Source organism: Falsiroseomonas oryzae (assembly GCF_027856955.1).
Taxonomy (GTDB): Bacteria; Pseudomonadota; Alphaproteobacteria; order Acetobacterales; family Acetobacteraceae; genus Falsiroseomonas; species Falsiroseomonas oryzae.
Map to the genome: position 1 here is coordinate 1 of NZ_JAPSMD010000540.1, position 3,100 is coordinate 3,100.

Genomic DNA, 3,100 nt, shown 5'->3' on the forward strand with positions numbered 1-3,100 from the left:
CGCGCAGCGGCTGCTGGCGGAGACGGCGGTGCTGGGCGCCGCGCTGCTGGCGCCGGTGCCGCCCGAGGGGCTGGCCTGGGCCAACTGGCGGCTGGCGATGGCGGACCCGCCACTGTGGCGCGCCGTGTCGCGCATGACCGAGCCGTCCGGGCCGGCTGCGGAGTCGGCGCTGCTGCGCCGCGCGCTGTTCTCGCCCGCGCTGCCGGACTCCGCGGCGGCGCGCCACCTGCTGCGCATGGGCGGGGAGAGCCGCCTTGCGCTGATGGAGGCGCAGGGCCCGCAGCCCGTGCCGCCGGCCTGGGGCCTGGCTAAGCCCTGCATCGTCTTCGGCGCGCGGCGGGACCGCCTGATCCCGGCCGATGCGGTGGTGCGCACCGCCGCCTGGCACGCCTGCCGCTTCGCGCTGTTCGACGAGGTGGCGCACGCGATGATGCTGGATGCCGGTCGCGAGGTGGTGGCCGACCGGCTCTTGGGCTGGCTGGAGGAGACCTATCGATGAGTGCCGTGCTCATCACCGGCGGCGCCGGCGGCATCGGGCGCGCCATCGCGCGCCGCGCGGCGGAGGCGGGCTGGCGGCCGGTCACGCTCGACCTGCGGGCGCCGGAGGATGCGCTGCCCAACGAGGCCTACGTTGCCTGCGACTTCGCCGACCTCTCGGGCGCCCGCGGCGCCCTGGCCGAGGCGGTGGCGCGCCACGCGCCGACGCGGCTGGTGAACAATGTCGGCATCGTGAAGCCCGCCCCGCTGGAGGAGGCGACGGTCGAGGACCTAGCCACGGTGATGGACGTGAACCTGCGCAGCGCGGTGCTGGCGGCGCAGGCCGTGCTGCCGGCGATGCGCGACGCGGGGTTCGGCCGCATCGTCAACATCGCGTCCCGCGCCGCGCTGGGGAAGGAACTGCGCACCGCCTACGCCGCCAGCAAGGCCGGGCTGATCGGGCTGACGCGCACCTGGGCGCTGGAACTCGCCGCGCAGGGCATCACGGTGAACGCCATCGGCCCGGGCCCGATCGCCACCGAGCTGTTCCGCCGCGCCAACCCCGACAACAGTCCGCGCACGCGCGCCATCGTGGAGGGCGTGCCGGTGAAGCGGCTCGGCACGCCCGAGGACGTGGCGCATGGCTGCGCCTTCTTCCTGGACGACCGCGCCGGCTTCGTCACCGGGCAGGTGATCTATGTCTGCGGCGGCCTGACGGTCGGCCTGGCGCCGGCCTGATTCATGCCCTCAGACGCCGGGCGCAAACCTCCGGTTTGCTTGGCTTCGCGGCACAGGCCGCGGCGCGCCTTCGCGCGCTCGGCCCGCTGCGCGGACCGCCATCGGAACACAGACATGCCGCGTTGCATGGCGTGCTCACCGCGCGGCGCGGATGTTCATGGCGAAGGTGTAGCCGTCGCCGCGCGGCGCGAGCACCAGGCCGCGCCGCACGCCGTAGGTGGCGCGCAGCGAGTAGATCGGCAGGATCGCGTTGTCCTCCATGGCGATGCGCGCGGCGGCGCCGGTCAGGCGCTCCCGCTCGGCCTCGTCGAAGGTTGCGTCCACCCGCTCCAGCGCGGCGTCGAGCGCGGGGTTGGAGTAGCGGCCGCGGTTCAGCGAGCCATGGCCGCGCGCCGCATCGCGCGTGCGCAGGATGGTCGCCATGCTCTCGCTGGCCACGCCGGTGGAGGAGGCGAAGATGGCGAGGAAGGCGGTGAACTCCGGGTCCAGGCCCTGGCCGCCATTGGCGCGGCGGAAGAATACGGCGGAGGGCAGCGCCTCCACCGTGGCGCGGATGCCGACCGCGGTCAGCATCTGGCCGATCGCCTGGCAGGTGCGGGCATCACCGACGAAGCGGTCATTGGTGCACTGGATCGTCAGGTTGAAGCCGTTCGGGTGCCCGGCCTCCGCCAGCAGGGCGCGGGCGCGGGGGGGGTCGAAGGGTGGCAGGCCGAGCGAGGGCTCGTGGCCGAGGAAGCCGGGGCCGGCGAACTGCCCGATCGGGTCCGCGGCGCCCTCCATCGCGCGTTCGGCGAGCGCGGTGCGGTTGATCGCCAGGTTCATGGCCTGCCGCACGCGCGGATCGCGGATCGGGTTGCGATCCAACGGCTGGCCGTCCGCGCCGGTGGCGAAGACCACGCGGTCGCGGAAATGGTCGAGATACATGTAGAGCGTGAAGAGGCCCGGCCCGGTGACGAGCTGGGTGCGATCGCTTTCCCGGATGCGGCCGAACAGCGAAGGCGGCACGTTGTCGATCGTGTCCACGTCGCCTGCCAGCAGCGCGGCGACACGGGCGCTGTCGTTCGGGATGAAGCGGAAGCTCACGCGCTGCCAGGGCTCCGCGCCGCGCCAGGTGTCGGGATTGCGCTCCAGCACCACGTCCTGGCCCGGGGTGAAGCGCACCCAGCGATAGGGCCCGCTGCCGATGGCGGCGCGGCCGCCGTTGAAGTCGGCCTCCGTCGCGCCGTCCGCGGCGCGGGCGGAAACGATGGCGATGACGGCCAGCTGGTTGGGCAGCAGCGGCGCGGGGCCGTTGGTGCGGATCACCACGGTGCGCGCGTCCTTCGCCTCCGCGCTTGCCACGCTGCGGGTCTGCACGACGAAGGTGCGCAGCCCCGTGATGGCGCGGGCGCGGCGGATGGAGAAGACCACGTCCTCCGCCGTGACCGGCGTGCCGTCATGGAAGCGCAGCCCCTCGCGCAGCGTGAACTCCCAGGTGGTCGCATCGAGGTTCCGCCAGGCGGAGGCGGCGCCGGGCAGCGGGCGCATGAACTCGTCCTGGAACACCAGCGGTTCCCAGACATGCAGCTGGACGTTGCGGTTGGGCGTGTAGTTCAGGTGCGGGTCGGCGCCGTCCACGGCGGCCTTGAAACCGATGCGCAGTTCCTGCGCGGTCGCTGGCGAGGCGGCGAGGGCGGCGAGCAACAGGAAGGCGGGAAGCCGCTTCGGCATGGGGTCCACTCCGGCGGGGGCGGCACCAGCCTGTCGCGCCGGCCGCCGCCCCGCAAGGCGGTTGTTCAGGCGCCGAGCGCGGCGCGCGCTTCTGCGACCGCGACCGTCGCCTCGCGCAGCGCATGCGCCACGCGGTTGCGGGCGCGCAGCGCGTCCACCGCGGCGTAGCGCTCGG

The 3,100-nt window shown here is 74.1% G+C and carries 3 protein-coding genes; 2 read left to right on the forward strand and 1 reads right to left on the reverse strand.

The annotated features are described in order from the left end of the window. Together OZN99_RS28480 and OZN99_RS28485 are read left to right on the forward strand one after the other, a co-directional pair. On the forward strand, nt 1–499 hold a 499-nt coding region (locus OZN99_RS28480; RefSeq protein WP_456299911.1), incomplete at its 5' end, for a hypothetical protein. After that, nucleotides 496–1,215, forward strand: coding sequence for an SDR family oxidoreductase (locus OZN99_RS28485; protein WP_270938595.1), 720 nt, complete (start codon nt 496–498; stop codon nt 1,213–1,215). The genes OZN99_RS28480 and OZN99_RS28485, both read left to right, overlap by 4 nt. A 135-nt stretch (nt 1,216–1,350) precedes the next feature. Here OZN99_RS28485 and OZN99_RS28490 read toward each other — a convergent pair whose 3' ends face one another. Then, nucleotides 1,351–2,925, reverse strand: a complete 1,575-nt coding sequence (locus tag OZN99_RS28490; protein WP_270938596.1) for an ABC transporter substrate-binding protein — start codon at nt 2,923–2,925, stop codon at nt 1,351–1,353. Nucleotides 2,926–3,100: the final 175 nt, after the last annotated feature.

Excerpts from the sequence above, each read along its gene's own strand:
- OZN99_RS28485 (WP_270938595.1), top strand. The coding sequence starts at position 496 with ATGAGTGCCGTGCTCATCACCGGCGGCGCCGGCGGCATCGGGCGCGCC.
- OZN99_RS28490 (WP_270938596.1), bottom strand. The coding sequence starts at position 2,925 with ATGCCGAAGCGGCTTCCCGCCTTCCTGTTGCTCGCCGCCCTCGCCGCC.